Raw genomic sequence first — 26,230 nt, forward strand, 5'->3', positions numbered from 1 at the left:
GACGGCTGCTTTGTCGGGCGCAAACCGAACGATCCGGGTCTTCTCAAGAGCTTGACGAATCAAAACGGCAACGCCATCCTTCCCTTGGCGTGACCTTCGCCTAACCTCCCAAGGCCTTCCTCAGCATGGTCTTAAACGGAGGCAAAGGGACTTCTGTCTCGGGCTATTGTCTTGGTCCGATCGTTTCGGACGTGGTTGCTGGGGAACTGACGTCCGCGACGTGAAAGGCCCGACAATGACAAAAAATGGAAATCTCAAGCGCCGCGTCCGTGCTCGCGCAGCCAAAACGGGCGAGTCCTATACATCAGCTCTCAGACACGTTCGGCAAACATCCCCTGATCATCCCGGCGCCAAATCGGTGCGTTTGGCTGTCGCGCAAACGTCGCTCTTCGACGACCCCCACGACATTTCAGGCCTTCGTGCCAGCGGAATGGAAATGCGACGCCTCATGCGGGAAGCACGCGAGACCGGCGCGCGCCTAATACATTTCCCCGAGGGAGCAACGTGCGCGCCCAACAAGCGCATCATGTCTGAAACCGGTCCCAGAGAGATCGGCCCATCCGATTGGAGCAGGTTCGAATGGACGGTTTTGCGTGAGGAGCTAAGCGTAACCAGCCAGCTAGCGAGAGAACTCAAGCTGTGGACGGTATTTGGCTCGGTCCATCAACTCACGCCACCACATTGCCCGCATAACAGCCTTTATGTCGTTTCCGATCACGGAGAACTGGTGACGCGCTACGACGAGCGCATGCTGTCGAACACGAAGATCTCGTTCATGTACGCGCCAGGGAAAATCCCGGTGACATTTGAGGTTGATGGCGTCCGCTTCGGATGCGCACTGGGTATGGAAACGCATTATCCCGAAATCTTCCGAGAATATGAAGGGCTGGACGTCGATTGCGTCCTCTTCTCAACGACAGGCGAAGTCCCTTCCGCTGCGCCGGCTTTCGCGGCTGAGGTGCTGGGCCATGCCGCGAGCAACGCATTTTGGGTCAGCTATTCCGCCCATGCGCGCCAAAGTGTAGTCGTTCCCTCGGGAATAGCCGCGCCCGACGCTCAATGGGCCGCGCAATCTTCGTCAGACGGCACCCCCGCAATCGCTATCGCGGATATCAATCCCAATCCGGAGCATCCTGCACGGCTATGGAGACGAACGGCCGGGCCGATCTTTACATGCCGCATCAGATCCACAGTGATCCAAGGAGCGACGGCCGCAACACATTCTAAGCGGCGTTCTCCGCCGCCCGTTTACCAAGCCTCAATCCTCGCTGGATTTCGCCTGATCGATCATCATGTAGTCGAGCGGAAGCTCGGTCGTGTACTTGATCTGCTCCATCGCGAAAGCTGAGGAGACGTCACGGATCTCGATCTTGGCGATCAGCCGCTTGTAGAAGGCGTCATAGGCGGCGATATCGGGAACGACAACCCGCAGCAGGTAGTCGACGTCGCCGCTCATGCGGTAGAACTCGACGACTTCGGGGAATTCGCCGACCACTTCCGAGAAGCGCCGGAGCCATTCGATCGAATGCGTGTTGGTGCGGATCGACACGAACACCGTAACCTTGGTGTTGATCTTCACCGGATCGAGCAGCGCCACACGGCGGCGGATGACGCCGTCCTCTTCCATCTTCTGGATGCGCCGCCAGCAAGGTGTGGTCGACAGGCCCACCTTCTTGGCGAGGTCAGCAACAGCCAGCGTGGAATCCTCCTGCAACAGGCGCAGGATTTTGCGGTCTAGACGATCCATGATGTCCCTCTCGAATTATTTTTCTTTCTATAGCGTGAAATCGACAAAGATAAAGAATATTTTTTCAGACAATCAACAGACCGACGCGCTCGCGCAGGAACGGCAAAACCTCCGCTTCGAACCACGGATTGCGCTTCAGCCAGCCGGTATTGCGCCAGCTCGGATGCGGCAATGGCAGGATCGCAGGCATGGCGTTGCGCATGGCGTAACGACGCCAGCCGACGACGGTCGCGGTCATTGATTTCGGACAGTCCGGCCCGATATGCCAGCGCTGCGCATAGTGACCGATGGCCAGCACCAGCTCCACCTGCGGCATCGCCGCCATCACGCTCGTGCGCCAATAAGGCGCGCATTCCCGCCGCGGCGGCAGATCGCTGCCATGGGCATCGTAGCCGGGGAAACAGAACCCCATAGGCACGATCGCCAGCTTGTCCCTGTCGTAAAACGTCTCGCGATCGACAGCGAGCCATTGCCGCAGCCGGTCGCCGGAGGCGTCGTTGAAGGGCAATCCGCTTTCATGCACCCGCAGGCCCGGTGCTTGACCCGCGATCAGCACCCGCGCGGAGCTGGAAATGACCGCAACCGGTCGCGGCTCGTGCGGCAGCCGGTCTTCCGCCCCGCGCGCCGGCTGGTCGCGACAGATACGGCAGGCGGCGATAGCGGCGCGAAGTGCTGCGAGATCATCCCGTTCCTCACCCATCGCCGATCCTCGCAAACAGCGCCGATAGGTGGTCGAACAGCCAAAGCCGGATCGCCTCAAGCCAACCGTCAACCACATGCGGCGCCTCTTCCGCATGGCGGTTGCTGCGGCGCCAGGCCTGCGGCCGGGTGAACTCGCCGGCCCAAAGCCCGACCCTCTGCCTTTCGGCCGTTGCCTCCTCCTTCTGATAGCGGCCGTAGCTCACGGCATAGCCGGTCGCCACCATCTGGCGCCCGACGTCTCGCCCATTGGTCTCGCAGGTGCCGAGATCGCGGCCATATTTGTCGCGTCCATGCAGGCGACACAGCGTCGTGCCGCCCGAGACCATTGCCTTCAACCGCTTGCGGGCATCCGCCCCACAGTCCCACTCCGCTCCATCGCGTCTGCAGGTCTGGCCGATCTCGGGCGCATCGATGCCTTCTAGGCGTATGCGCCGGCCGTCAAGGCGCAGGCTGTCGCCATCGCTCGCGGTCGCAAACCCCGAGAGTTCTCCTGTCACGGTCCGCTCTGGCGGCGGCAGTTGCGAGGCGACATAGGCGCCGGCGCAGAGCAGCAGGAAAATGACCCAACCGCCGATGGTCCCGATGTGCCCGGCAGGCGCGCCCTTTCCGCCTCCGCCCGTGAACCGATATCTCGATCTGCCCGATCTCAACTTGTCCGCATCCCCTTGTTTTTCGGTGTCTCAAGGCGATCGCCAAACACGATCGCGCCACAATGGTTGTCGAATCCTTCACCTGAGGCAGCAACTTCTTAAGGATTGCTGTCTAGACTGCAACCAGCTGTAACCTTTGCATATATGAGCATGAGTATCGCCGTCAGCACCTCGACAGATAAGATCATCGTCGACAAGTCGCGAAGCCATCGAAACAAGGCTGTTTCGAAGACGGTACGCGCGACGCGCGAACGGCTGCAAACCGGTTCGTCCGCCCCTTCCGGCTTTGAACGCGAAATGCTCAATCTCTATATCGGGTCCGCCTTGCATGGCGCCATTGCCGTGCCGTTGCTGGTTGCGCTCATCACTGCGGTCGGCATCTACCTTTCTGGCAATCTGAGCATCGTCGTCTGGGCCGTGATGACGCTTTCGACTCACGCCGTCACCGTCTTCCTGGCGCGAAAGGCGCGCAAGGAGGACATCGCCGCCGATAAGGTGCCGGTGTGGCGCCGCCGCTTCCTGATCGGCCAGCTGCTGATGGGCCTTTGCTGGGCGACGTTCGTCACGCAGGACTGCGCAACCTGCGGCGATATCCGCTATGGCCTGTTCGAAGGCGCCGGCCTGTTGATCGCGCTTGCTGCCACCGCGATGGGCACCTTCCTGCTGCGCAATGCCCTGCTCTACACGTTCGTACCTGTCGTCGCCGCTCTCGCCTTTTCCTCGCTGACCACGGCCGATCCGGTTCACGTCGGTCTCACCGGCGTGATCTCGCTGTCTCTGCTGTTCCTCGTCTTCATGACCGACCGCATGAACCGCGCCAATGTGCACATTCTGTCGATGCAATCGGAGAAGGACGACCTGATTGCCGAGCTCGAAGTGGCAAAATCGATGTCGGACGAAGCCCGTCGGCGCGCCGAGGAAGCGAACCTTGCCAAGTCGCGGTTCCTCGCCTCGATGTCGCACGAGCTGCGCACGCCGCTCAACGCCATTCTCGGCTTCTCCGAGGTCATGTCGACCGAAGTTCTCGGGCCGCTCAACAACCCGACCTACAAGGAATATACCAGCGACATCCACCGCTCGGGCGAACATCTCCTGAACCTGATCAACGAGATCCTCGATCTGTCGCGTATCGAGGCCGGCCGCTACGACCTCAACGAAGAGGCCGTCAGCCTGGTCGATATCGCCGACGATTGCATCGGCATGGTCCAGCTTCGCGCCCGCGCCAAGACGATTGCCATCCACGCGCAGTTCGAGCAGGGCATGCCTGCCGTCTGGGTCGACGAAAAGGCCATGCGCCAGGTGATCCTCAACCTGCTGTCGAATGCGGTGAAGTTCACCAGTTCCGGCGGGGAAGTCACCGTCAAGGTCGGCTGGACGGCCGGCGGCGGTCAATATCTCTCGATCAAGGACAATGGCCCGGGCATTCCCGATGAGGAGATCCCGATCGTGCTTTCGGCCTTCGGTCAGGGTTCCATCGCCATCAAGAGCGCCGAACAGGGCACTGGCCTCGGCCTGCCGATCGTGCAGGCGATCCTAGCCAAGCACAATGGCGAGTTCATCCTGCGCTCCAAGCTGCGCGAAGGCACCGAAGCCATCGCCATCCTGCCGGCCCGCCGCGTGCTCGAAAGCCTGCCCGCGGTCGAGGATGTGCCCGCCCCTGCCCGCCGCCGCAAAAGCTTCGCTTGATCCATGCAGATTGAGACACAACGCCTGCGGCTCCGGCCCTGGCAGGAGCGCGACGTCTCGCCTTTTGCGGTCATCAATGCCGATCCTGAAGTCCGGCGCTACTACTATCCCGCCATCCTGACACCTGAAGAAACCGCGGGCGTCATCGCAGAGTGTGATGCCCACTTGCGCCAACACGGCTTTGCCTTCATCGCACTGGAGCGCAACACGGATGCGGCCCTCATCGGCGGGCTCGGCCTTTCCATTGCCGGTAACGAAATTCCTGATGGTCCGCATGTCGAGATCGGCTGGATCCTCGGAAGGCCCTACTGGGGCAACGGCTATGCGCTGGAGGCGGCCTGCGCTTGCATGCAATATGCCTGGACGACGCTCGGACTTGCCGAAGTCATCGGCTACACCTCGCAGATCAACCATCCCTCACGGGCATTGATGGAAAAGCTGGGAATGCGGACCGATCCGGCTGAGGATTTCGACGACGTCACGGTGCCCGAAGGCAATCCGCTGCGGCCGCACGTGCTTTATCGGATCAGTCCGGCTGACCGATGAGCATTCCTTGGAAAAATGCGACGCGTTTTCCGCAATGAAATGTTGAAAAAGGAGATCGAGCGTTTCTACGAGTCCGTGGAAACCGGAAACGCTCTCGTGCTCAGCTCATGAAGCCGACGAAGATCACCACGTAGCCGGCATAGACGGCGTTGGCGACGATGAGGCAGAGGCAGGCGAAGGAGCCGAGGTCCTTGGCATTCTTGCCCATCTCCGAGATTTCCGGCGAGACGCGATCGACGATCTCTTCGATCGCCGTGTTGATCGCCTCGAACGCCATCATCAGCAGGAACAGGATCGCCATGGCGACATACTGGAAGAAGGTGGCGCCGGCGATGGCGAACGCGACCATCGCCACCGCGAAGGCGATCAGCTCGTGCCGGAACGCCGCCTCGCCGATCAGCCGTTTGGCGCCGCCCAGCGAATAGCTGGCGGCAGCGAACAGATGGCGGATCCCGGTCTGCTTTTCGACGGGGCCGGTCTGGCCGCGGCGGGGCGTGGTGTTGTTGGCGTCCATTTCATCTCGACTGGCTATAAACTGCGCTGCTTCGACATCGTCATTGAGGCGAATGCAAGGCGGTCTCGGTTGCAGAGACGCCGGCAGGTGGCTGCGGCGTGCATCTGCGCCTCTGGATAGGCGAGAAGAATGCGGCCAGCAAGGCCCGACACGCGTAGCGAAGCAGCGACGACAGCCAATCGACAGCAAACGGCGGGCCTTTGCTCAAAGGCCCGCCGTTTCTTCGTCAGTTCTTGTTGCTGACGCCGGCCTGCGCAAACGTCGCCATGCCGCCGTGGCAGGCGGCAGCCGCCTTGACGATGCCGGCGGCAAGGGCTGCACCCGTGCCCTCGCCAAGCCGCATGCCGAGCGCCAGCAGCGGCGTCTTGCCGAGCTTCTCGATCGCCCGCATATGCCCGGGCTCGCCGGAGACGTGGCCGATCAGGCAATGGTCGAGCGCCGAAGGATTGGCAGCCTTGAGGATGGCGCCAGCGGCCGTCGCGACGTAACCGTCGATGATGACAGGCACCTGCTGCATGCGGGCTGCCAGGATGGCGCCGGCCATGGCCGCGATCTCACGGCCGCCGAGGCGGCGCATCAACTCGAGCGGGTCGGACAGATGGTTGCGGTGCAGCGCGACTGCCTTTTCGACGGCGGCGATCTTGCGCTTCAGCACCTCTCCTTCCGAACCGGTGCCCGGACCGACCCAGTCTTCGGCAGAACCGCCGTAAAGGCCGAGATTGATCGCCGCGGCGATGGTCGTGTTGCCGATGCCCATCTCGCCGATGCACAAGAGGTCGGTACCGCCGGCGACAGCCTCCATGCCGAAGGCCATCGTTGCCGCGCAGTCGCGCTCGGAAAGTGCTGCCTCCTCGGTGATATCACCGGTCGGATAGTCGAGCGCCAGATCGAAGACCTTCAGGCCGAGATCGTGGCTGACGCAGATCTGATTGATCGCGGCACCGCCTGCGGCAAAGTTCTCGACCATCTGTGCCGTCACCGACGAGGGAAATGGCGTCACGCCCTGGCGGGTGACGCCGTGGTTGCCGGCGAAGATCGCGACGAGCGGCCGGTTGACCGCCGGCGGCTTGCCCGTCCAGGCGGCGAGCCAGAAGGCGATCTCCTCGAGCCGCCCGAGCGCGCCCGGCGGCTTCGTCAGTTGCGCATCGCGATCGCGCGCGGCAACCAGCGCGGCCGAATTCGGGCCTGGCAGGTTGCGCAACAATTCGCGGAAATCATCAAACGGCAGGCCGCTGGCGCTCATGGAGAAGAATCCTTGCATTTCGTGAAGTTCAATCCACGCTCCTCATAGAGGGCGAGGAAATTTCGGGCAACGACATTTGCGCCAATCCGCGTCGCCGGAGCATGATCCGCCGAACGCGCGGCGATTCGGCGCACCGGAATTTGGAGGGGCCATGACCTATCTTCGCGACTTTTGTGACGATGTGGCGCGCTCGGTCGCCTTCCTCAGCCGCATCCACATGCCGCAACGCCATTTCGTTGACTATGACGGCCGGCTCAATCGCGCCGTTCGCGCCTTTCCGCTGGCGGGCATGCTGATCGCCCTGCCCGCAGCCGCGGTCGCCTCCTTGCTGATTGCGCTTCAGGTCAGCTCCCTCTTCACCGCTTTCGTGGTCGTCGCGGTGCAGGCGCTCATCACCGGCTGCCTGCACGAGGACGGGCTCGGCGACACCGCCGATGGTTTCGGCGGCGGGCGAGACCGGGAGGCGGCGCTGGTGATCATGAAGGACAGCCGCATCGGCTCCTATGGCGCCGTGGCGCTGATCCTTTCCTTCGGCCTTCGCGTGTCGGCGCTTGCATCCTTCCTGCCGCTGTTCACGCCGACTGGCGCAGGCCTCATGATCCTCGGTGCCGCCGCCCTCAGCCGTGCGGCCATGGTCTGGCACTGGTCACGGCTGCCGCCGGCACGCCGCGACGGGGTTGCCGCCTCGGCCGGCGAACCGGACCCGGCAGCGACATCCTTCGCGCTTACCTCGGGCGTGCTCGCCGCCATGCTGCTCTTCTATTTCGCCAAGGCCCCGGCCCTTGCCCTCATCCTCTCGCTCGTCGCTTTCATCGCAACCGTTGCCGCCTTCGGCCGTCTGGCCACCCGCAAGATCGGCGGCCACACCGGCGACACCATCGGCGCTACCCAGCAACTGACGGAGATCGCTGTTCTCAGCGCCCTTGCGCTGACAGTTTGAAACGCCGATATAATCATTCGAAACAACGCTACAGTGCCGCACGTCTTGTCAGACGTGCAAAGGTCGCTGTAGCACTTTGAAATGCTGCATGTTTCCCCAAACCGGATGGGATTTGAGGAACATGCAGTCCCATTCGCCGCAACCCGGGACCGTCAGTTCAGGACCATGGAATCTCCCTGCATTCTCGTCTGTTCTATCGATGAAAAGACCGGCTACTGTTTCGGCTGCGGTCGCACACGAAACGAGATCGGCGCCTGGACGCTCTACACCGATGCCGACAGACACGCGATCATGCTGGCGCTCCCGGCAAGGCTTGAAACAATGGTGCGAAAGCCCCGGCGCGAAACGCGCCGCGCGCGCATGGCCAGGGAACGCGGCGACGCATGACACGTCTTTTGATCCTGCTCTCGATCCTTGCGATCGGCCTCCTGCTGCTGATCGTCAATCACGACGTCGGCCGCACCTTCGGACTGGCAAATGACGATTTCGGCCAGCTCGTTTCACTCGGCGCAATTGCCACGCTCTTGAGTGCCGGCATCTGGCAAAGCCGCCGCCGCTTTGGCGAAGGCGCCCGACAGGCTGCGATCTGGCTGCTCATCGTGCTGGCGCTCGTCTCGGCCTATGTCTACCGCTTCGAGTTTCAGGGCTTCGGCAACCGGGTGCTCTCCGGTCTGATGCCGGGCCGCGCGACTGTGATCACCGACAGCGAGGGTCGTCAGGAAGTGGTGCTGCAGAAGATGATCAACGGTCATTTCGAGACCAATGCCGCGGTCAACGGCAAGGAAATCAACATGCTGGTCGATACCGGCGCCAGCAGCATTGCGCTGACCTATGAAGATGCTGAGCGTATCGGTCTCGATCCGGCGAATCTGAGCTACACGATGACGGTCATGACCGCCAATGGGCAGGCGATGGCCGCACCCGTATTGCTTTCCGAGGTCGCGATCGGCCCGATCGTGCGCAACGACATCCGTGCGACGGTCGCCGCTGAAGGCAAGCTCGACCAGAGCCTGCTCGGCATGACCTTCCTCTCGACGCTCGACTTCCTGCAGATGCGCACCGACGAGCTTCGACTGCGCGATTGATCGGGCATTTGCGGCGAACGCGTCTTCGTGCATGTTGGCGAGATCCGGCCTGCGCCTATCGCCATCGCAAAACCGCCGATTATTTTTGCACGACAGACGTCAAGGAGAAGCGCCTCATGGATTTCATGCGATTGCTGAAGTCGATCGAAGAGCTTCTCTATGAACTCGTGTCATGGCTGCTGTTCTATCCGCTGACGATGTGGCGCACACTGCGGCAACCGCAGGCGATGATGCGCTATGCTGATGTGGAGCTGACGGACGATGTGTCCGAGCAATATACCGAGACGCTGAGCCCGCCACTCTTTCTGCTGATCACGCTGCTGCTCGCCCACGGCGTCGAACTCGGGCTTGTCAACCAGACGACGCCTTGGGCACCGCCGCCGCTGCTTGCAAGCCATTCCAATCTGTTGATGTTTCGCGCCGTCGCCTTCAGCATTCTGCCGCTGCTGATGGCAGTCAAGTTGCTGCACCGCAAGGGCGTGCGGCTGACCAGACACACGCTGAGGGCGCCCTTCTACAGCCAATGTTACATCACGGCGCCGTTCGCGCTTGCACTCAGCATCGGTACGCTGCTCTCCCGAGCGGAAAACCAGAAGGCGCTTGCCGCAGGCCTCGCCTTCATCCTTGTCGCGTTCGTCTGGTACGTGATCGTCGAAACGCGCTGGTTCAAGTCCGACCTCGGTCTGTCGACATCACAGGCGGCCCTGCGCGTCGTGTGGACTTTGTTTCAAGCGCTGATCGCTATTTTCCTGGTTGGCGCCGCTATCGTCTTCGGCACAGGCGCAACGCCCGCCTGATATCGGCTGGCGCCCGCAGGTTTTGGCTCTCCGCCGTCAGTTCCGCAGCCGGTAGCCGGTGCGGAAGATCCAAGCGAGAACCGACAGGCAGATCGTCAGGAACACCAGGATGATCGCGGCGCTGAAGACTGGGTTGACGTCGGACACTTCAAAGAAGCTCCAACGGAAACCGCTGATGAGATAGAGCACCGGGTTGAAGTGGCTGACCGCCTGCCAGAACGGCGGCAGCATGTCGATCGAGTAGAAGCTGCCGCCCAGGAACACCAGCGGCGGAATGACCAGCATCGGGATCAGGTTCAACTGCTCGAAGTCCTTGGCCCAGATACCGATGATGAAGCCGAACAGGCTGAACGACACGGCTGTCAGCACGAAGAAGAACACCATCGCGATGGGATGGGCGATCGAAAGATCGACGAACAGCGAAGCCGTCAACAGGATGATCGTGCCGATCATCAACCCCTTGGTCGCCGCCGCGCCGACATAGCCGAGCACGATCTCGATCATCGAGACCGGCGAGGACAGCACCTCGTAGATCGTGCCGGTGAACTTCGGAAAATAGATGCCGAACGAGCCGTTGCCGATGCACTGCGTCAGAAGCGTCAGCATGATCAGGCCCGGCGTGATGAAGGCGCCATAGGAGACGCCGTTGATCTCCTGGATGCGCGCGCCGATCGCCGCGCCGAAGACGATGAAGTAGAGCGAGGTGGAAATGACCGGCGACACCACGCTCTGCAACAGGGTGCGCCGCGTGCGCGCCATCTCGAAGAAATAGATCGACTTGATCGCTTCGATGTTCATCGTCCTGCTCCCACGATCTCGACGAAAATATCCTCCAGCGAGCTCTGCCGCGTGGAAATATCCTTGAGGCGCACGCCGGCCTCGGCAAGAGCCGCCAGCAGCGAGGTTATGCCGGTGCGGTCGGCGCTGGTGTCATAATCGTAGATCAGACAATGACCATCACCCTCAAGCATCAGGTTGTAGCCCGAGAGCGTTTCGGGCACGGCTTCCAGCGGATGCGACAGGTCGACCCGCAACTGCTTGCGCCCAAGCTTCGACATCAGCGCCGTCTTGTCCTCGACCAGCAGAATCTCGCCGCCGTTGATCACCCCGATGCGGTCGGCGATCTCTTCTGCCTCTTCGATGTAGTGCGTCGTCAGGATGATCGTCACGCCCGAGGCGCGCAGCCGCTCGACGACTTCCCACATGCTCTTGCGCAGGCTGACGTCGACGCCGGCCGTCGGCTCGTCGAGGAAGAGCACGCGCGGTTCATGCGACAGCGCCTTGGCGATCAGCACACGACGCTTCATGCCGCCGGAAAGCTCGCGCAGCATGTTGTCCTTCTTGTCCCACAGCGACAGATCCTTCAGCACCTTTTCGATATGGGCCGGGTTCGGCTTCTTGCCGTGCAGGCCGCGCGAAAAGGTGACGGTGTTCCAGACGGTCTCGAAGGCGTCCGTCGTCAGTTCCTGCGGCACCAGACCGATCATCGACCGCGTCTCGCGAAAATCGCGCACGACGTCATGGCCGTTGACCGTCACGGTACCACCACTCGGGTTGACGATGCCGCAGATGATCGAGATCAGCGTGGTCTTGCCCGCCCCGTTCGGACCAAGCAGGGCCAGAATCTCGCCCTGCTCGATATCGAGGCTAACGCCTTTCAGCGCCTTGAAGCCCGAGGCATAGGTCTTCGAAAGATTGGAAACGGAAACGATTGGTGCCATGAAGCTGATCCGGAATGCGGGGGGCGAAGTCGGCAGGTCACGCCTATATGGGCCGTTTCATCACGATTTGCAGCCCGCGCCCCGCAAAAAACAAGGTGACAGAGCGTCAACATCAGGACAATCGGCCGCTTTCCATTCCGATCGGACCTCGGCCCTCACCTTGCTGACGCGATCCCACCCGCGGCAACCGGTCGTGCAGCACCATGCCGGCAAGCATGGCGACCACGAAGAGTGCCGTCGCCGGCAACCCGAGCGACAGCGATGCCAGCGCGGGGCCAGGACATAGGCCGACAAGGCCCCAGCCGACACCGAAGATCGCCGAGCCTATGATCAAGCGACGGTCGATCACGCGGTTCGAAGGCAGATGAAAGGCATCGTCGAGCAGCGGGCGCCGCATGCGCCGGGTCAAGAGAACGCCAAGCGCCGAGACGGCGACAGCGCCTCCGAGCACGAAGGCAAGGCTCGGGTTCCAGTCGCGCGTGACGTCGAGAAAGCCGCGAACGCGGGCCGGATCCAACATGCCGGAGAGCGACAGGCCGATACCGAAGATCACGCCGGAGGCAAGCGTTGCCAACAGGCGCGGGAAGGCGCTGCCGTTCATTGGACGAAACCTTGGAGATAGACGGTGACGACGGCAGCGATCATGAAGGTCGCAACCGCTGCAATCGACCGGCGGGAAAGCCGGGCGAGACCGACGACACCATGTCCGCTGGTGCAGCCTGAACCCATGCGCGAGCCAAAGCCGACAAGCAACCCGCCGACCACCAGCAACGGCCAGGAGGAGGTGACGGTGACGGTTGGCCAGATGCCGGAGAAAAGACGGTAGATCACCGGGCCAGCCAGCAGGCCAAGAACGAAGACGATGCCGGTCGAGGCCTGCACACCCTGCAGCAGCCTGCCGGCAATTCCGCTGACACCGGCCACACGTCCGTTTGCCACCATCAGTATTGCCGCCGAAAGCCCGATCAGCAGGCCTCCGGCAAGCGCATTCCAGTACTCATTCATTTTTTCGCGCCTTCGCGACAGAAGATTTGACAAAGCGTGCCCACGAGCCGGGCGACCTTATCATGGCTCAGGCGATAGAAAACCTGCTTGGCCTGCCGCCGCGTCGAAACGACGCCGGCTTCCCGCAGCACAGTCAGTTGCTGTGAGAGCGTCGGCTGTCGGATTCCGAGCAATTCCTCAAGTGCCGCCACCGAATGCTCCCCTTCGAGAAGCGTCGTCACGATCAGCAGTCTGTTGCGATTGGCAAGCGTGCGCAGGATCTTCGAAACTTCTGTGGCATGCGCGGTCATGTCGGCGCGCACGCCGGGAAATCGCATCACAGTTCCCATGCCGTCCTCCCGTCGTATCAAGGAGTGAGTAGAACCCTAAAACAATGCGTCCGGGACAAGCCCGGATTCTATCCATGATTGTTATATGAAGTAATATAATATCATATTACTTATACGCAAGCCAGACGACACACAAACGCGTTACCGACCCACTTCGGCCCGCACCGATCCTCACAGAGAAAATAATACCGCAAATTCAGCTTGTTACAATTGCGCACCACGGGAGAACGACGCGCCAAAGTTGGGTCGATTCCTGAAATCAACCATGAGGAAGCGCTAAAACCTACGGTATAAAAACGGCTTAACCGTACAGGCTGTAGAAAAAACGGGCTGCAATCAGAATCATGAAAATGCCGAATCCGACCTCGAGCTGCCGGCGGTTCATGGCGTGAGCGGCGCGCACGCCGAGTGGCGCAACCAGCAGGGTGATCGGTATGATCAGGCCAACGGCGATCCAGTTGATGAAGCCGGTCGAAAACGGCGGCAGGCCCGGCATGCCCCACCCGGCCCAGACGTAGCCGAACAGACCAGGGATAGAGATCAACACACCGACGCCCGCAGACGTCGCGACCGCCTGGTGAATCGGGCGGTTATAGAGCGTCATGAAGGTGTTGTTGAGAACGCCGCCACCGATGCCCATCAGCCCCGAGAGGATGCCGATCGCCACGCCGACCAGCCATTTCACCGGATTGGCCGGCAGGTCGGATCCAAGCCGCCAGCTCGCGCGGTTGAGCAGCATGCGAAAGGCGACGGCAAGCGCGATCACCGCAAAGATCAGCCGAAGCGTTCCGCTGCTGATAGAAGCCGCGATGACCGACGCAAGGATCGCGCCAAGCGGCACGGCAATGGTCCAGTTTCGCAACAGCGCCATGTCGACGACGCCGCGTTTGTAGTGCGACAGGAAGGACCGCACCGAGGTCGGCACGATGATGGCAAGCGACGTCCCGACCGAAAGATGCATGCGAACCGCATCGTCGATGCCGAGCAGCCCAAAGACCTGGTAAAAGACGGGAACGAGGATCGCTCCGCCGCCAATGCCAAAGAGACCGGCAAGCAGCCCTGCGACCACGCCGGCGGCGGCCAGCGCCAGGGCAAACATCATCAGTTCCGAAACCGGCGGCACGGCGTGCTCCATCGTAATAGTGGGAATCCGGCGAACGAACGCAACATTGCCGCCGACGCGGCAGTTCTGTCACAAAACGGTGATGCTTTTCAATCAGTTTGGCGTGGCACGCGGCACGCCCGCCACGTGATTTGCACGCATCACTTGATCTCCGGAGCCTCCCCCTTTCTCCGGATACAGGCCGGCACCACCTCCGCCGGCCTCTTTTTTTGCCGGCTCACGATAGGCGCGATGCTGACGGATGCTCAATCACAGTGACGATAACCGGTCTTGCGCGTCCGCAGGTCGAAGTGGAAATGATCCTTGTGAAAGGGATCGCTGCCGGGGCCGAGAACCGTATTGAAGTATTTGCAGCTGTCGGTGCGAACGGCCTTCAAAAGCCCCTTCTCGCGAAAGGCGAAGAAGCCCTTCTTGCGCACGTCGATTTCCTTGCCGTTCTTCAGCACGAACTTGCCGACATCGATGGCGTTGCCATGCGCATGCTCGGACATCGGGTTGCCCCGGCGCGAGTTCATGGTGCGGCAGGAGTAGCCGCCGAGCGGCTTGATCGTCTTGACGCCGGACCAGTAGCGATAGCGCGACGATGGCGCCAGCTCGTATTTCACCCACTTCGCGAAGGCTTCGGTCACTTCGCAGTTGAGCTTGACGGCGGGCTTGACGTCGATGCCGCCCGACAGACCGCCGAGTTCGATCGGATAGTCGATGCCGCAGGAAGGGCCGTTGCTGATGCGCGGGATATCGCGGAACTCGACGCCGAGCTTGCGCAGCCGCTGGCGGCAGGCGACTTCAGAGCGAGGCATCTGGCCGGTATATTGTGATTCCGGCTCCGCCATCGGATTGCGGGTGCGCGGCAGCATCGCCACCTGCTGCGGCTCCTGAGCGCGCTGCATCGCCTTTTGCCGCTCGAAGGCACGGATACGCTCAGCCTCTTCGGCTGCAATCTGTTCTTCCGTCAGCGGTGGCAGATCCGGGTCGCCGCCAAGGCTCGCCTGCGCCTCGTTCAAGGTCTGCGGCGGACTGCCAAGTTGGCGGACATTGTCCTCGCCGATACCACCGACGACAGGCTGGCTGGCATTGCCCTCGGCGATCTCGTTGCTCTGCTCCTCCGCCAGCCCGACCACCGGCTCCACGCCAAGCATCTGATCCATGTTGACGCCTTCGGACGGAATGGCGGTCGAACCAGTGTTGACCTGCTGGGCGCCCGAACGCGCCGCCTCCTCGCTGTCGATCATCGGCAAGGCGCGGCGTTTCTGCTGATGCGTCGAGGCAGGCATTGTTGTGCCGCCGCTGTTGCTGAAAGTCGAAACCGGCTCTCCGGAAGGATAGGCGGCTACCTCCTGCTCGGGCACGGCATCGACAGGAACGGGCCTGATCGCACCGACGCGTTCGCCGCCGTCGATACGGGCCGAGGGCGTCAATACATCGGTCGTGCAGGCGACAAGAGAGAGCGACAGCGCGAGCGCCGCCAACGGACGATGGAGTGAGGAAACATACGCCATACCGATTTGCCGCCTTCATCCAGCGTATGCGCCCGAAAATCGGCATCGATTTTCGAAGAAGCCCATACGTGCGCACCCACCCGAAATCAAAACGGTGCAGGCCGCCTGTGTCGCAAACCGGGCACGCCGCCGAAAAAGCCCGATTTGGAACCTATTTTATGCAAACACGGTAAATGAAGCCTTGCGAGGCACACCCAACATCAAGCAGGTCGGCAGTCGAAATCGTGTCGGGCTTACAGCGCCGCGCTGACGCGCAAAGGACGCTGTAACGCATGAAACCTGCGGCATGATTTTCTCCGCGGCGACGCCGGCATCAGCGATACCGATGGCATGCCGACGCAAAAAGGCCCGCGCAGATTGCTCGACGCGGGCCTTTGTTCTTACAGCTTACAGCGCCGCGCGTCTTATTAGACGCGCAAAGGTCGCTGTAGCACTTTGAATTGCTGCATGTTTTTATCCTTAAATCGAATACGATTTGAGGAAACATGCAGTAGGCGTGCTTAGCGGCACTCACCGGGGTGTACGACCCGGAAGCCGGCGCCGCCCGCTTCGCAGGAATTCGGGAAGGTCTGAACTCTGCTGCCGCGTTGACCGCAGACCGGTGCGTATTCGCGGGTGCAGAACTGGCCCTGCGGCGGACGGTCGTCGTCGCGGCGGCATTCGCCTGGCGAAACCACCCGGAAGCCATCGGCCCGCGCCATGCAGGCATTCGAGAACGTCTGCTGCTGGCGACCGCGCTGGCCGCACACCGGAGCATATTCACGCGTGCAGGCCTGCGGCTGCGGCTCCGGCGGACGGTAATCCGGGCGGCACTCGCCGCGGTGGATTACGTTGAAGCCGTCGGCCCGCGCCTGGCACGAATTCGAGAAGGTACGCGTGCGGTTGCCCCGCGCCCCGCAGACCGGCGCATATTCCATCGTGCACATCGGCGGACGGATCGGCCCCGGACCGGGCCTCGGCTCGTCAACCACGACGGTACACGCGGACAGAAATCCGAATGCCAACAGAATTGCCGCCCCCGGCCGCGTAAAAAGAAGTCTGAGAAGCGCCATCAATATCCCTCTAACACCGGCAGACAGGCGACCCGGCGCCATGCCGCGTCATTCCACCTCCCGTTCAGCCGTATCTATCTCCGCACACGGATTGGTCAAGCCCGCTCCCGCTTCGACAAACCAATGGTTGAACTGCTCGGTCGTCAACGAACGGGAGCAAGCCGAACCCGCCTCACACCGCACTCAAATTTCAGCTTGATCGGCGCGTGCCGCATACAGTCCGAAATGCAGAAAGGCCCGCGTGCTGCCGCACACAGGCCCTTCATTGATCACGCTGGCGTCGTGCTCAGGCAGCGCGACCGTAAGCGGTCTGCCTTGCTGTTTCCCGCAACCGGAACTTGGTCAGCAGCATCTTCAGTTCGCGGCTCTCGGCTGCGAGCGTCTGGCTTGCTGCCGTCGTCTCCTCCACCATGGCGGCGTTCTGCTGGGTCATCTGGTCCATGCTGTTGACGGCGGTATTGACCTCCGCCAGGCCGGTCGCCTGTTCGCGGGCTGCCGTTGCAATCAAGGCGACCTGTTCGTTGACGCGGTTGACCAGCGCTTCGATCTCCGTCAGCGCATCGCCGGTCGAGCGCACGAGCTCGACGCCGGCGCCAACTTCGCGCACCGATGTTCCGATCAGTGCCTTGATCTCCTTGGCGGCACCGGCAGAACGTTGCGCCAGTTCGCGCACTTCCTGCGCAACCACGGCAAAGCCACGGCCGGCTTCGCCTGCCCGCGCCGCTTCGACGCCGGCGTTCAGCGCCAGAAGGTTGGTCTGGAAGGCGATCTCGTCGATCACGCCGATGATCTGGCTGATCCGGCTCGATGAGGTCTCGATCCGCCCCATGGCGTCGATGGCATTGCGCACGATGCCGCCGGATTTCGCAGCACTCGCCCTGGTCTCATCGACCATGTTGCGCGCTTCGTTGGCCCGGTCGGAGGAATGACGCACCGTCGACGTAATCTCGTCGAGGGCAGCTGCCGTCTCTTCCAGTGCCGCCGCCTGCTGTTCGGTACGGCGCGACAGGTTGTTGGCCGCCTCCGAAATGTCTCCAGCGCTGGCGGTGACGATCTCGGTCGAATGCGAGATTGAACCGATGACATCGCGCAGAGCAGCAACGGCCGTGTTGAAGTCCTGCCTCAGCTTGCCGTACTCAGGGGCGATATCGCCAATTTCAGCCGTCAGGTCACCGCTTGCCAGCAGTTCGAGGGCGGCACCGACTGTCTCCATCGCATCGGCCTGTGCGTCGGCCGTTGCCCGCTGGCGCTGCTCATTGCCGCGCCGCTCGGACGCCAGCCTGTCCTGTTGCTCGGCCTCGCGGAAGCGCAGCTCCAGTCGCTCGCGCACCGAGTCGCGCAGCACGACGAGAACCTTGGCCATCTGGCCGATCTCGTCTCCGCGGTCGGTTTCCGGCACTTCGGATGACAGGTCCTCATCGGCAATCGACCGCATCGAGGCCTTCAGCTTTTCGACCGGCTTGACGACGCTGCGCACGATCGCCAGCGCCGCCATCACGATCGCCAGCGCCGCGGCGAGAAGAATGCCGGCCACCTGCCACGCGCGTTCACGGAACATGGCGGTGAGGTCGTCGGAATAGACGCCGGTGCCGACCACCCAGCCCCAGGGCCTGAAGCCGGCGAGGTGCGAATACTTCAGCACAGGCTCGTCGGCGCCCGGCTTCGGCCAGTAGTAGTCGACGAAGCCCTGCCCGCTCTTTTCCACCGTCTTCACAAATTCGACAAAGAGGTGCTTGCCATTGGGATCCTTGTTGGCGGAAAGATCCCTGCCATCCAGTTCCGGCTTGATCGGATGCATGATCATCGTCGGATGCATGTCGTTGATCCAGAAGTAACCGCTGCCCTGGTAGCGCATCGCCTTGATCGCTTCGAGGGCGCGCTTCTGCGCGTCTTCGCGCGACAGCGTGCCGGCCACTTCCTGTTTGTGGTAGGCGTCGAACACCGCAATGGCGTTCTCGTTCATTGCCGACAGCATCGCCTTGCGTTCGCCCACGAGCTTGTCCTGCGCCTGAAGCAGACCGAAGGTCAGCGCCGCCGCCATGGTCAAAAGTGCGAACGCGACGAGCGCGTAGAGCCGCACCGAAATCCTGAATCGTTTCATCCCCAGTCCCCTGCCTCCAGTAGAAGCGTGCAGGATAGGGACCGCGCTTTGCAAAGCCCCTAACAAACGATCCCTAATTTTTACAATTCTGAATTATCACCTTCGAAAGGAATGGCGTTCGCCATCATGGACTAACGCGATTTGTCGCCCGCCGCTCTTCCCTGACGAAGCAACCATGCGCTACATCTTTCCCGACACAGGGAGACAGGCCGCATGACCGCAGACAACAAACCGACCGGCGAACTGACCTTGCGCACGCTCGCAATGCCTGCCGACGCCAATGCCGCCGGCGATATTTTCGGCGGCTGGGTCATGGCGCAGATGGACCTTTCCTGCGGCATTCGCGCCGCCGAGCGGGCCCGTGGCCGCGTGGTGACGGCAGCGGTGAAGGAAATGGCCTTCGCGCTACCGATCAAGATCGGCGATACGCTCTGCATCTACACCGATGTCGTCAAGGTCGGACGCACATCGATGACGCTCAAGGTCGAGGCCTGGGCGCAGCGCTATCTCTCGCATCTGATGGAAAAGGTGACCGACGCGATCTTCGTCATGGTCGCGCTCGACGAAAATGGCAAGCCGAAGGCGGTACCGGAGGAATAGGAGGAGCGTTCATGGATCCGACCCTACCTGATCCGGCGATTTTCTCGCATATCCGCGTCGTCATGGGCATGGTCGTCAGTCTCAGCCTTGCGAGACTGCTGAGCGGGCTTGCCCTCTTCGTGCAGCATCCGGGAAAGACCGGGGTCTACTGGATCCACCTCGGCTGGGTCCTGTTCATGTTCGTCTTTCTCGTGCACTTCTGGTGGTGGGAATTCCACCTCCATGCCCTGCCTGTGCTTGACGTCACCGTCTATCTCTTTCTCATCCTCTATTGCTGCGTCTTCTTCTTTCTTTGCGTGCTCTTGTTTCCGACGACACTGGAGGATTACAGCGACTACGAGCATTACTTCATGTCGCGGCGAAGCTGGTTCTTTGCGTTTCTGGCACTCGCCTTTGCCGTCGACCTCGTCGACACCGCGCTCAAGGGCAAGGCCTATTTCACGTCCTACGGACTGGAATACCCGATCCGCAACGTGACCTACATTGTGCTCTGCCTGATCGCCGCCTGGACGCCGAACCGGCGTTTCCATGCCGCGTTCCTCATCGGCGCCGTCACCTATCAGCTTGTCTGGATGTACCGCGCCTTCGACCTCTTGGATTGAACACCGCCAAGGCTGTTCTTGACCACCACAATGACGTTATTCCCGAGCTGCCTCTCCTGCCGCAAAAGCGTTCCGCAAAATGCGCCGACAACAAAACAAACAAACTCCATAAATTTTATATTCTTCTCTTACACTGATCCCAGTTCACCGGACGGCGCCCTAGGCCCGCCAGCAAACAGGAGCGGGACAGATGTTCAAACTGACCAGACGGCTTTTCGGCACCGGCCTCTTCACCGCCGCAGTACTGGCCTCCTTCGGCGTCATGGCCGAAGAGCTGAAGGAATTCCGCATCGGCTTCCAAAAGACCGGCCTGCCTGTTGTCGCCCAGCAGCAGAAGGTTATCGAGAAAGCGCTGGAGCCGAAAGGCATCGCCGTTTCCTGGGTGGAGTTCACCGCCGGGCCACCGCTGGTCGAAGCGTTGAACGTCGGTTCCATCGATGTCGGCTGGACCGGCGACGCACCGCCGATCTTCGGCCAGGCCGCCGGCTCGGCGATCGTCTATGCCGCTGCACTTCCGTCGAACGGCAAGGGCGAAGCGATCTTCGTCAAGCCGGGCTCGCCGATCCAGACGCTCGCGGATCTCAAGGGCAAGAAGATCGGTGTCGGCAAGGGCACCAGCGCCCACAATCTGGTGGTCGCTGCTCTGGAGAAGGCAGGCATCGGCTTCGGCGACGTTACCCCTGTTTATCTGAGCCCCGCCGATGCGGCGGCCGCCTTCGCCAGCGACAAGATCGATGCCTGGGCTGTCTGGGATCCATTCTTCGCCATCGCCGAAACGCGCTACAAGCCACGCATTCTGACGACGTCGGCCGAGACCTTGAAGGTCAACACCTATTTCCTCGCCAACCGCGACTTCGCTGCCAACCATGCAGACGCCGTCACCACCACGATTGCAGCGCTGAAGGAGGCCTCCGTCTGGGCCGACGCCAACCGCGACAAGGTGGCGGCCGCCTTGCATGAGGTGACCGGCGTGCCGCTTGAGGCACAGACGATCGCGGCGAACCGCAGCGTCTTTTCGATCGGGCCGATCACCGACGATATCGTCGCCGGCCAGCAGCAGACCGCCGATCGCTTCTTCAAGCTCGGGCTCATCCCCAAGCAGATCACCATTTCCGATGCTGTCTGGACGGCGCCGGGCAACTGATCCCTCTCCCTCCCAAGGCGAGAACCGGCCGGCGTCGAGACGGAAGTTTCGGCGCCGGCGCCGCGAAGACAGAAGGCCCCGAACAGACGAGGACCTAAGCCATGGTGAGAACCGCACCGAACACCGTCGCGCGCAACCTTGCGGGCTGGCTGCTGCCCGCCGCCCTGATCCTTGCCTGGGAAGCGGCTTCCCGCGCGGGCCTGATTTCCGAGAGCGTGATGGCGCCGCCCTCGGCCGTGCTTGCCGCCTTCGTCCGTCTCCTCGCCTCGGGAGAGCTTGTCGAAAACATCGGCATCAGCACGCTGCGGGCACTTTCGGGTTTTGTCATCGGCGGTTCGATCGGTTTTGCGTTCGGACTTGCCAACGGCCTGTCACGCTTGAGCCGGGATCTGACCGACACGACGCTGCAGATGGTGCGCAACATTCCGCATCTGGCACTGATCCCGCTGGTCATCCTGTGGTTCGGCATCGACGAAGAGGCCAAGCTGTTCCTCGTCGCGCTCGGCGTCTTCTTCCCGATCTACGTCAACACGCTGCTCGGCATCCAGGGAGTCGACCCGCAGCTCGTGGAGATGGGCCGGATCTACGGCATGTCGAGGCGCGAACTCTTCTTCCGCGTCATCCTGCCAGGCGCCCTGCCGGCAATCTTCGTCGGCCTGCGCTATGCGCTCGGCATCATGTGGCTGACGCTGATTGTGGCCGAGACGATCGCGGCCTCCTCAGGCCTCGGCTACATGGCGATGCAGGCACGGGAGTTCCTGCTGATCGATGTCGTCATCCTGTCGATCCTGATCTACGCGCTGCTCGGCAAACTCGCAGATAGCTTCGCACGGTTGCTCGAGCGACTGACGCTGCAATGGCACCCGGCCTTCCAGCCGGCCTGATTGCCGTTGAACTGGACGAGCCCGATCCCGAGGAAAAATGGAGCAATCCCGATGTCCGTCATCGCCCTACATCCAAAACAGAAACAGGAAGCGAGCGACACCCCCGCGACCAGCCTGGCTCCCACCTCGCCGTCACCAGTTTCGACAAACGCTCCGCTCGCCTTCTCGCTCCGCGGCATCACCAAACGCTTCGGTGACAAGACCGTTCTCGACGGCATCGATCTCGATGTACCGCAGGGGCAGTTCGTCGCCGTTATCGGCAAGAGCGGCTGCGGCAAGAGCACCTTGCTGCGCATCCTCGCCGGGCTGGATAGCCCAACGAGTGGCACCCTGACCGTTGCCGGCGGCAGGGCGTCGGAGCGGCGCAGCCGCATCATGTTTCAGGAGCCGCGGCTTTTGCCCTGGGCGAGGATCGGCCGCAATGTCGAAATCGGCCTCACCGGCATCGCCAAGGGCGAAGTCGCCCGCGACCTCTCGCTCCAGATCCTTAAAGACGTCGGTCTTGTCGACCGCGCTGAGGAATGGCCGTCGGTGCTGTCGGGTGGGCAGAAGCAGCGCGTGGCGCTGGCCCGGGCGCTGGTCGCTCACCCCTTCATCCTGGCGCTTGACGAGCCGCTTGGCGCACTCGACGCCCTGACGCGCATCGAGATGCAGCAGCTCCTGGAGCGCATCTGGCAACAACAGAACTTTACCGCCGTACTTGTCACCCACGATGTGGCCGAGGCCGTGGCGCTTGCCGACCGCGTCGTCGTCATCGATGAAGGCCGCATTGCGCTCGACCTGTCGATCCCGCTCGCCCGCCCGCGCCGACATGGCAGCCCCGAAACCGCCCGGCTCGAAGGGCAAATCCTGGATCGATTGTTCGGCCGGGGATAAGGTGCCGCTTTCGATCGCTGTTTGGGACGATGCCCATTGACGAACACAACCCTCCGTGGAAGCAATGCAATCATTGCCCGCATAGTAGGTTGGAACATGAACTCAGCGACCGCCGATACCGTTCCTCCGCGTTTCTTCTGGCGCCGCTTCGCAGCCTTTGTGATTGACACTCTGCTCTTTTACGTCGTCGCAATCGTTATTGCGGTCACCCTTGCGTTCGTTCTTCCCTGAGCGCCACGCTTCTTCGTTTCCGCGACAACCCAATGCGAACCTGCCGGGCAGAGCGCGCTTGCAGATAGAATCGACCGCGAATGGCCGCTCGCCACAGGACAGACGCGTGAGAACCAGATCTGCATGACGTCCATATGGGGAGTGCCCGAAGGCAGGGCGTTCGTTTCAACATTGATCGATGTTGATGACAAACCGGCACAACGCTCGATCAGTCTTGCGATCGACGAGACCGGCAAGCCGATTGAATTTGAATCCATGCAGGTCGGACGCGGCGTTCTGGACCAACTCGCGCCGCTGGTTTTCTTCTGCTTGTGCAGTGCCGGCTTCATAGCACGCTTCGGCACCACGCCCGGCAAACGGCTGCTCGCCTTGCGCGTGGTTCAGGGCAACGGCGAACCGCTGCCGTTTGCCTCGGCCGCCAAGCGAGAGACGTTACGGATGCTGCCGTCAATACTGCTCACTGTATTCGGTGCGCCGATGATGCTCCTGTCGGCGTTAGCGATCTTTGGCACCGGCGACATTCTGATGGATGCAGTCGAAACCGTGACTGTTTTCGGCGCTCCCGCCCAGGTCATCCTGTTGGCCAGCTTTCTGGTCTTCACGCTTTTCGCTCTGATCTGGTGGGTTTTTCCCTTCATGCGCTGGCGCGGCCAGACAATCTACGATCGTCTGACTGGCTCCCATGTCGCGTCAGGCGAACCGTTCAGCGAACGGCGGGTTCACCTGCAGCGACAGCGTCCTGACGGACAGATGACGCCATTACAGCGCCGCGCGTCAAACAGGACGCGCCAAGAACGCTGTAACGCTTTGAACTAGCTGCATAATTTTACCGCTAAAGCAGATTCGATTTAAGGAATTATGCAGTAGGCTGACCCGCTCACCCCTTGAAGATGAACGAGGCACCGATGGCGATCAGGGAGAAGCCGACGAGATGGTTCCAGCCGATCGATTCCTTCAGCCAGAAGACCGAGAACGCCGCGAACACCAAGAGCGTGATTACCTCCTGCATCGTCTTCAACTGTGCCGCGGAGTAGACCTCGTGGCCGATACGATTTGCCGGCACGGCCAGACAATATTCGAAGAAGGCAATGCCCCAACTGGCGACGATCGCCATGTACAGCGGCGACGACGTGTATTTCAGGTGCCCATACCAGGCGAATGTCATGAAGACGTTGGAGATCAGGAGCAGCAGGATCGGCCAGAGATAGGCCGGATTGATGGAGAACGACATGAGGATCCTCGAAGGCGCGAATCGTTCCGGCAGGATGATCTTGCCGCTCGCGCTATGACAAGCGCAAACATCATCTGAGACGCGCGATCGGCAGCGCACGAGACCTGAATTTGTCGTTGACAAAATCCCGGTAAACTGCTGTAAAGACGTTAATTTGCGCCGGTCGGCGCAGCTATGCCGCTGATCGTCGTCGCATGGAGTTATGCGTTCGAGGAACAGCGACGCGCCGGCATCCATCAACTTCTGCCGCCCGACCTCCGGCGCCTTGGTGCGCGGTCGCCCGACCTTTGCGGCCGCCCGCGTCGATTCCTGTTCCTTTCCATGGCTTTGCCCGTTCTGCCGCATTCGGCTACAATTGACATTGCTGCCTTAATTAGGGCCCGAAGATGCGATCAATGGATCGCGGTGCCTGCGCCAGGGGCCAGGCAGAACACAAAAATAACGCACCAAACCCAGAAAACACGGCGATATCTAACCCAAATGGATTAGATTGCGCACGAATATTCGTATTTTTTGCCCTTTGCCACAATTTTGCACCAGACGGTGAGCAAAGTCCGCGCACCGTCCGACGGGACAGGCAGGGGAATACCACACTCCGACGGCAATCGCCGTGAAGTTGGCACCGCGTTTCATCGCGGTTCGCCGACGCGCTGATGCTGCGTTCAAGGTGCAACGCACGAGGCGCGAACCGCCGATATCCCCGAAAACAGTGATCGATGCAGATGAAAACCGGGGGCAGTGTTCGGCGATCGCCAGGCACATCCGGGATGCACGCACCAAACAACTTGGCAAGGAGACCTGACCATGAAGGTCCTGGCGTTTCTCGCGGCTGCCTATGTCGCGCTTTTGACACCGGATGTGGCCACGGCGGGCATGTTGGCCCAGGCCCAGCAATATAACGGCCTGCACGAGGTCAAGAACAACAAGCGGCTCCGGACCGCGCTCGGCATCAATCCGGCCCGCACCCCCTGGTGCGGCCACTTCATGGGCTTGATAGCCCGTAAGGCTGGCCGAACACCGCCACAAAGCTTCGGCATCGCCCGCTCCTGGCTGCGTTTCGGCGCGCCGGTCAAGCTGTCCTATGCCCGTCCCGGCGACATCATCGTTGTGCGCACCGGCCGCAGCTATCACGTCGGCATCATCTCCGCCCTGTCCAAATCGACGGCGAAGGTGATTGGCGGCAACCAATCGGGTCGCGTCACGGTTTCGCAGTTCACCCGCGGTCAGGTGGTCGCAGTTAGACGTTAGCCGACGACGGAAAGATCTGCGGTCAACGAACGAGGCTATCGTCGCGCATGTCCGGCTGCGCACCGTCGAGCGACAGGCGCATCGCGCAGCGCCGCTCGGCCGGTAGGCCGTTTGTCGCCTCCTTCGCCAGGATCTGGGCCAGCCGCGAGCCGAGCTCTTCTTCGCCGAGCGTCAGGAAGCCGAGCTTGCGATAGAAGCGCTCGTTCCAGACGAGTTCGCGGAACGTGGTCAGCGTCACCTCGCCAAGCGAGCGGTCGCGCGCATGCGCGATAGCGGCTGCGAACAAGGCGCGCCCAAGTCCAAGGCCTTGCCGCTCGTGCAGCACCGCGAGCTGCCAGATGTGCAGAGCACCATCGCTGATCTCGGCGCAAAGAAATCCAAGCGGGCGGTCGCGATCGTCGACCGCAACCCAGGAAAGACCGGAGCGAACGAATTCCAGATGCGATGCGACCGACTGGACGTCGTCGTCAGCAATCCAGGCAAGCTCGGGCACGGTGCGAAATGCCTCACCCGACGATCTCTCGATATCGGGCAGCGCTGGCGCATCGTCTTCACGGGTCAGTCGTATCAGGGCGTTCATGGCGGCATCCTATCGACGGAATTTGGTCCGTCGAAACAGTCTTTCGATAGAACGCCCAAGTAAGCGATAACGACGATACGTTTCTAGAGTTTTC

At 61.7% G+C, this 26,230-nt stretch carries 29 protein-coding genes and 1 pseudogene; 14 read left to right on the plus strand and 16 right to left on the minus strand.

Features of this window, described 5'->3' with window-relative positions; translation table 11 throughout:
- The first annotated feature begins 235 nt into the window (after window positions 1–235).
- Window positions 236–1,227: pseudogene (locus tag C6558_RS19060) on the plus strand (carbon-nitrogen hydrolase family protein).
- A 31-nt stretch (window positions 1,228–1,258) separates the two neighbouring features.
- Here the strand turns inward: C6558_RS19060 and C6558_RS19065 are convergent.
- The 3 genes from C6558_RS19065 to C6558_RS19075 all read right to left on the minus strand — a co-directional run bounded on the left by C6558_RS19065 (window position 1,259) and on the right by C6558_RS19075 (window position 3,099).
- Window positions 1,259–1,747 (minus strand): Lrp/AsnC family transcriptional regulator, encoded by a 489-nt coding sequence (locus C6558_RS19065; protein ID WP_025427268.1) that lies wholly within the window; start codon window positions 1,745–1,747, stop codon window positions 1,259–1,261.
- A 64-nt stretch (window positions 1,748–1,811) separates the two neighbouring features.
- A complete protein-coding gene (locus C6558_RS19070) occupies window positions 1,812–2,447 on the minus strand; it encodes a uracil-DNA glycosylase family protein (RefSeq protein WP_057208708.1) in 636 nt (211 codons plus the stop codon).
- Window positions 2,440–3,099 carry a thermonuclease family protein gene (locus tag C6558_RS19075; protein ID WP_081788859.1) on the minus strand — a complete coding sequence of 220 codons (660 nt, stop codon included), beginning with the start codon at window positions 3,097–3,099 and terminating at the stop codon, window positions 2,440–2,442. The genes C6558_RS19070 and C6558_RS19075 overlap by 8 nt, the downstream gene beginning before the upstream one ends.
- Before the next feature lie 150 nt (window positions 3,100–3,249).
- Between C6558_RS19075 and C6558_RS19080 the strand changes: the two genes are divergently transcribed.
- Entirely contained in the window at window positions 3,250–4,785 is a 1,536-nt protein-coding gene (locus C6558_RS19080) for a HAMP domain-containing sensor histidine kinase (protein ID WP_025427271.1), read from the plus strand.
- Window positions 4,786–4,788: 3 nt separating this feature from the next.
- A complete protein-coding gene (locus C6558_RS19085) occupies window positions 4,789–5,331 on the plus strand; it encodes a GNAT family N-acetyltransferase (RefSeq protein ID WP_025427272.1) in 543 nt (180 codons plus the stop codon).
- A 100-nt stretch (window positions 5,332–5,431) separates the two neighbouring features.
- On the opposite strand, the gene C6558_RS19090 is transcribed toward C6558_RS19085, so the two are convergent.
- Entirely contained in the window at window positions 5,432–5,845 is a 414-nt protein-coding gene (locus C6558_RS19090) for a diacylglycerol kinase (RefSeq protein WP_025427273.1), read from the minus strand.
- A 226-nt stretch (window positions 5,846–6,071) separates the two neighbouring features.
- Window positions 6,072–7,088 carry a nicotinate-nucleotide--dimethylbenzimidazole phosphoribosyltransferase gene (cobT, locus tag C6558_RS19095; RefSeq protein ID WP_025427274.1) on the minus strand — a complete coding sequence of 339 codons (1,017 nt, stop codon included), beginning with the start codon at window positions 7,086–7,088 and terminating at the stop codon, window positions 6,072–6,074.
- Window positions 7,089–7,239: 151 nt separating this feature from the next.
- On the opposite strand from cobT, the gene C6558_RS19100 reads away from it, so the two are divergent.
- The 4 genes from C6558_RS19100 to C6558_RS19115 all read left to right on the plus strand — a co-directional run bounded on the left by C6558_RS19100 (window position 7,240) and on the right by C6558_RS19115 (window position 9,910).
- On the plus strand, window positions 7,240–8,028 hold the full coding sequence (locus C6558_RS19100; RefSeq protein WP_025427275.1) for an adenosylcobinamide-GDP ribazoletransferase: 789 nt from the start codon (window positions 7,240–7,242) through the stop codon (window positions 8,026–8,028).
- A gap of 165 nt (window positions 8,029–8,193) precedes the next feature.
- Window positions 8,194–8,415, plus strand: coding sequence for a DUF1289 domain-containing protein (locus C6558_RS19105; RefSeq protein WP_025427276.1), 222 nt, complete (start codon window positions 8,194–8,196; stop codon window positions 8,413–8,415).
- The gene (locus tag C6558_RS19110; RefSeq protein ID WP_025427277.1) at window positions 8,412–9,113 is read left to right on the plus strand and encodes a TIGR02281 family clan AA aspartic protease; all 702 of its coding nucleotides are present in this window, start codon (window positions 8,412–8,414) and stop codon (window positions 9,111–9,113) included. The genes C6558_RS19105 and C6558_RS19110 overlap by 4 nt, the downstream gene beginning before the upstream one ends.
- Before the next feature lie 116 nt (window positions 9,114–9,229).
- Window positions 9,230–9,910 carry a hypothetical protein gene (locus tag C6558_RS19115; protein WP_025427278.1) on the plus strand — a complete coding sequence of 227 codons (681 nt, stop codon included), beginning with the start codon at window positions 9,230–9,232 and terminating at the stop codon, window positions 9,908–9,910.
- A 36-nt stretch (window positions 9,911–9,946) separates the two neighbouring features.
- On the opposite strand, the gene C6558_RS19120 is transcribed toward C6558_RS19115, so the two are convergent.
- The 9 genes from C6558_RS19120 to C6558_RS19160 all read right to left on the minus strand — a co-directional run bounded on the left by C6558_RS19120 (window position 9,947) and on the right by C6558_RS19160 (window position 18,740).
- Window positions 9,947–10,708 carry an ABC transporter permease gene (locus C6558_RS19120; RefSeq protein ID WP_025427279.1) on the minus strand — a complete coding sequence of 254 codons (762 nt, stop codon included), beginning with the start codon at window positions 10,706–10,708 and terminating at the stop codon, window positions 9,947–9,949.
- Window positions 10,705–11,631, minus strand: a complete 927-nt coding sequence (locus C6558_RS19125; RefSeq protein WP_025427280.1) for an ABC transporter ATP-binding protein — start codon at window positions 11,629–11,631, stop codon at window positions 10,705–10,707. The genes C6558_RS19120 and C6558_RS19125 overlap by 4 nt, the downstream gene beginning before the upstream one ends.
- Before the next feature lie 112 nt (window positions 11,632–11,743).
- Window positions 11,744–12,232, minus strand: coding sequence for a YeeE/YedE family protein (locus C6558_RS19130; protein WP_025427281.1), 489 nt, complete (start codon window positions 12,230–12,232; stop codon window positions 11,744–11,746).
- Window positions 12,229–12,636, minus strand: a complete 408-nt coding sequence (locus C6558_RS19135; RefSeq protein ID WP_025427282.1) for a YeeE/YedE family protein — start codon at window positions 12,634–12,636, stop codon at window positions 12,229–12,231. The genes C6558_RS19130 and C6558_RS19135 overlap by 4 nt, the downstream gene beginning before the upstream one ends.
- Entirely contained in the window at window positions 12,633–12,965 is a 333-nt protein-coding gene (locus tag C6558_RS19140) for a metalloregulator ArsR/SmtB family transcription factor (protein ID WP_025427283.1), read from the minus strand. Before C6558_RS19140 ends, C6558_RS19135 begins: the two co-directional genes overlap by 4 nt.
- A 301-nt stretch (window positions 12,966–13,266) precedes the next feature.
- Window positions 13,267–14,088, minus strand: a complete 822-nt coding sequence (locus C6558_RS19145; protein WP_025427284.1) for a sulfite exporter TauE/SafE family protein — start codon at window positions 14,086–14,088, stop codon at window positions 13,267–13,269.
- 245 nt (window positions 14,089–14,333) lie between these two features.
- Window positions 14,334–15,587, minus strand: a complete 1,254-nt coding sequence (locus C6558_RS19150; RefSeq protein WP_025427285.1) for an extensin family protein — start codon at window positions 15,585–15,587, stop codon at window positions 14,334–14,336.
- A gap of 500 nt (window positions 15,588–16,087) precedes the next feature.
- Complete coding sequence (locus tag C6558_RS19155) at window positions 16,088–16,639, minus strand: Kazal-type serine protease inhibitor domain-containing protein (protein ID WP_025427286.1); 552 nt, start codon at window positions 16,637–16,639, stop codon at window positions 16,088–16,090.
- A gap of 286 nt (window positions 16,640–16,925) precedes the next feature.
- The gene (locus C6558_RS19160; protein WP_057214291.1) at window positions 16,926–18,740 is read right to left on the minus strand and encodes a methyl-accepting chemotaxis protein; all 1,815 of its coding nucleotides are present in this window, start codon (window positions 18,738–18,740) and stop codon (window positions 16,926–16,928) included.
- Window positions 18,741–18,953: 213 nt separating this feature from the next.
- Between C6558_RS19160 and C6558_RS19165 the strand changes: the two genes are divergently transcribed.
- The 6 genes from C6558_RS19165 to C6558_RS19190 all read left to right on the plus strand — a co-directional run bounded on the left by C6558_RS19165 (window position 18,954) and on the right by C6558_RS19190 (window position 23,893).
- Window positions 18,954–19,340 (plus strand): acyl-CoA thioesterase, encoded by a 387-nt coding sequence (locus C6558_RS19165; protein ID WP_025427288.1) that lies wholly within the window; start codon window positions 18,954–18,956, stop codon window positions 19,338–19,340.
- An 11-nt stretch (window positions 19,341–19,351) separates the two neighbouring features.
- Window positions 19,352–19,942, plus strand: coding sequence for a hypothetical protein (locus C6558_RS19170; RefSeq protein ID WP_025427289.1), 591 nt, complete (start codon window positions 19,352–19,354; stop codon window positions 19,940–19,942).
- Between the two features lie 190 nt (window positions 19,943–20,132).
- Window positions 20,133–21,086, plus strand: coding sequence for an aliphatic sulfonate ABC transporter substrate-binding protein (locus tag C6558_RS19175; protein ID WP_025427290.1), 954 nt, complete (start codon window positions 20,133–20,135; stop codon window positions 21,084–21,086).
- A gap of 101 nt (window positions 21,087–21,187) precedes the next feature.
- Window positions 21,188–21,970 (plus strand): ABC transporter permease subunit, encoded by a 783-nt coding sequence (locus C6558_RS19180; protein WP_051509170.1) that lies wholly within the window; start codon window positions 21,188–21,190, stop codon window positions 21,968–21,970.
- A 51-nt stretch (window positions 21,971–22,021) separates the two neighbouring features.
- Window positions 22,022–22,846 (plus strand): ATP-binding cassette domain-containing protein, encoded by an 825-nt coding sequence (locus C6558_RS19185; protein ID WP_025427292.1) that lies wholly within the window; start codon window positions 22,022–22,024, stop codon window positions 22,844–22,846.
- Window positions 22,847–23,248: 402 nt separating this feature from the next.
- Window positions 23,249–23,893, plus strand: a complete 645-nt coding sequence (locus tag C6558_RS19190; protein WP_158071673.1) for an RDD family protein — start codon at window positions 23,249–23,251, stop codon at window positions 23,891–23,893.
- Between the two features lie 61 nt (window positions 23,894–23,954).
- On the opposite strand, the gene C6558_RS19195 is transcribed toward C6558_RS19190, so the two are convergent.
- Entirely contained in the window at window positions 23,955–24,308 is a 354-nt protein-coding gene (locus tag C6558_RS19195; RefSeq protein ID WP_025427294.1) for a DMT family protein, read from the minus strand.
- Window positions 24,309–25,112: 804 nt separating this feature from the next.
- Here C6558_RS19195 and C6558_RS19205 point away from each other — a divergent pair.
- A complete protein-coding gene (locus C6558_RS19205; RefSeq protein ID WP_025427296.1) occupies window positions 25,113–25,556 on the plus strand; it encodes a TIGR02594 family protein in 444 nt (147 codons plus the stop codon).
- Between the two features lie 22 nt (window positions 25,557–25,578).
- On the opposite strand, the gene C6558_RS19210 is transcribed toward C6558_RS19205, so the two are convergent.
- Complete coding sequence (locus tag C6558_RS19210; protein WP_025427297.1) at window positions 25,579–26,136, minus strand: GNAT family N-acetyltransferase; 558 nt, start codon at window positions 26,134–26,136, stop codon at window positions 25,579–25,581.
- Window positions 26,137–26,230 lie beyond the last annotated feature (94 nt).

The organism is Ensifer sp. NM-2, assembly GCF_003024455.1.
Lineage (GTDB): Bacteria > Pseudomonadota > Alphaproteobacteria > Rhizobiales > Rhizobiaceae > Ensifer > Ensifer canadensis.

Excerpts from the sequence above, each read along its gene's own strand:
- C6558_RS19090 (WP_025427273.1), bottom strand. The coding sequence starts at position 5,845 with ATGGACGCCAACAACACCACGCCCCGCCGCGGCCAGACCGGCCCCGTC.
- C6558_RS19065 (WP_025427268.1), bottom strand. The coding sequence starts at position 1,747 with ATGGATCGTCTAGACCGCAAAATCCTGCGCCTGTTGCAGGAGGATTCC.
- C6558_RS19105 (WP_025427276.1), top strand. The coding sequence starts at position 8,194 with ATGGAATCTCCCTGCATTCTCGTCTGTTCTATCGATGAAAAGACCGGC.
- C6558_RS19140 (WP_025427283.1), bottom strand. The coding sequence starts at position 12,965 with ATGGGAACTGTGATGCGATTTCCCGGCGTGCGCGCCGACATGACCGCG.
- C6558_RS19130 (WP_025427281.1), bottom strand. The coding sequence starts at position 12,232 with ATGAACGGCAGCGCCTTCCCGCGCCTGTTGGCAACGCTTGCCTCCGGC.
- C6558_RS19085 (WP_025427272.1), top strand. The coding sequence starts at position 4,789 with ATGCAGATTGAGACACAACGCCTGCGGCTCCGGCCCTGGCAGGAGCGC.
- C6558_RS19180 (WP_051509170.1), top strand. The coding sequence starts at position 21,188 with ATGGTGAGAACCGCACCGAACACCGTCGCGCGCAACCTTGCGGGCTGG.
- C6558_RS19080 (WP_025427271.1), top strand. The coding sequence starts at position 3,250 with ATGAGTATCGCCGTCAGCACCTCGACAGATAAGATCATCGTCGACAAG.
- C6558_RS19070 (WP_057208708.1), bottom strand. The coding sequence starts at position 2,447 with ATGGGTGAGGAACGGGATGATCTCGCAGCACTTCGCGCCGCTATCGCC.
- C6558_RS19125 (WP_025427280.1), bottom strand. The coding sequence starts at position 11,631 with ATGGCACCAATCGTTTCCGTTTCCAATCTTTCGAAGACCTATGCCTCG.
- C6558_RS19150 (WP_025427285.1), bottom strand. The coding sequence starts at position 15,587 with ATGGCGTATGTTTCCTCACTCCATCGTCCGTTGGCGGCGCTCGCGCTG.
- C6558_RS19110 (WP_025427277.1), top strand. The coding sequence starts at position 8,412 with ATGACACGTCTTTTGATCCTGCTCTCGATCCTTGCGATCGGCCTCCTG.
- C6558_RS19165 (WP_025427288.1), top strand. The coding sequence starts at position 18,954 with ATGACCGCAGACAACAAACCGACCGGCGAACTGACCTTGCGCACGCTC.
- C6558_RS19170 (WP_025427289.1), top strand. The coding sequence starts at position 19,352 with ATGGATCCGACCCTACCTGATCCGGCGATTTTCTCGCATATCCGCGTC.
- C6558_RS19195 (WP_025427294.1), bottom strand. The coding sequence starts at position 24,308 with ATGTCGTTCTCCATCAATCCGGCCTATCTCTGGCCGATCCTGCTGCTC.
- C6558_RS19185 (WP_025427292.1), top strand. The coding sequence starts at position 22,022 with ATGTCCGTCATCGCCCTACATCCAAAACAGAAACAGGAAGCGAGCGAC.
- C6558_RS19135 (WP_025427282.1), bottom strand. The coding sequence starts at position 12,636 with ATGAATGAGTACTGGAATGCGCTTGCCGGAGGCCTGCTGATCGGGCTT.
- cobT (WP_025427274.1), bottom strand. The coding sequence starts at position 7,088 with ATGAGCGCCAGCGGCCTGCCGTTTGATGATTTCCGCGAATTGTTGCGC.
- C6558_RS19100 (WP_025427275.1), top strand. The coding sequence starts at position 7,240 with ATGACCTATCTTCGCGACTTTTGTGACGATGTGGCGCGCTCGGTCGCC.
- C6558_RS19115 (WP_025427278.1), top strand. The coding sequence starts at position 9,230 with ATGGATTTCATGCGATTGCTGAAGTCGATCGAAGAGCTTCTCTATGAA.
- C6558_RS19175 (WP_025427290.1), top strand. The coding sequence starts at position 20,133 with ATGTTCAAACTGACCAGACGGCTTTTCGGCACCGGCCTCTTCACCGCC.
- C6558_RS19210 (WP_025427297.1), bottom strand. The coding sequence starts at position 26,136 with ATGAACGCCCTGATACGACTGACCCGTGAAGACGATGCGCCAGCGCTG.
- C6558_RS19160 (WP_057214291.1), bottom strand. The coding sequence starts at position 18,740 with ATGAAACGATTCAGGATTTCGGTGCGGCTCTACGCGCTCGTCGCGTTC.
- C6558_RS19120 (WP_025427279.1), bottom strand. The coding sequence starts at position 10,708 with ATGAACATCGAAGCGATCAAGTCGATCTATTTCTTCGAGATGGCGCGC.
- C6558_RS19205 (WP_025427296.1), top strand. The coding sequence starts at position 25,113 with ATGAAGGTCCTGGCGTTTCTCGCGGCTGCCTATGTCGCGCTTTTGACA.
- C6558_RS19155 (WP_025427286.1), bottom strand. The coding sequence starts at position 16,639 with ATGGCGCTTCTCAGACTTCTTTTTACGCGGCCGGGGGCGGCAATTCTG.